Origin of the sequence: Microbacterium maritypicum MF109, assembly GCF_000455825.1 — a bacterium.
Taxonomy (GTDB): Bacteria; Actinomycetota; Actinomycetes; order Actinomycetales; family Microbacteriaceae; genus Microbacterium; species Microbacterium maritypicum_A.
Genome location: NZ_ATAO01000092.1, coordinates 1 through 206, shown reverse-complemented (window position 1 = coordinate 206; position 206 = coordinate 1). Strand labels below are relative to the sequence as shown.

Below are 206 nucleotides of genomic sequence, written 5' to 3'. Positions count from 1 at the left end.
GGACCTGCTCACCCGAATGACGCTCGAGGACAAGGCGGGACAGATGTTCCAGCCGATGGCGACCCTCGGCGACGACCTCGACGCCCCCGGCCTGTTCGGCTCTCCGTCGATGCGCACCATCATCGACCGTGGCATCACGCACGTGAACATCCTGCAGGCCCCGTCGGCGCGGGAGATCGCCGCATGGCACAACGCCCTGCAGGAGG

Annotated in this window: 1 pseudogene; it reads left to right on the top strand. The window is 68.0% G+C overall.

Annotated features, from left to right (window positions below):
* Positions 1-206: pseudogene (locus tag L687_RS42725) on the top strand (glycoside hydrolase family 3 protein); the annotation flags it as partial.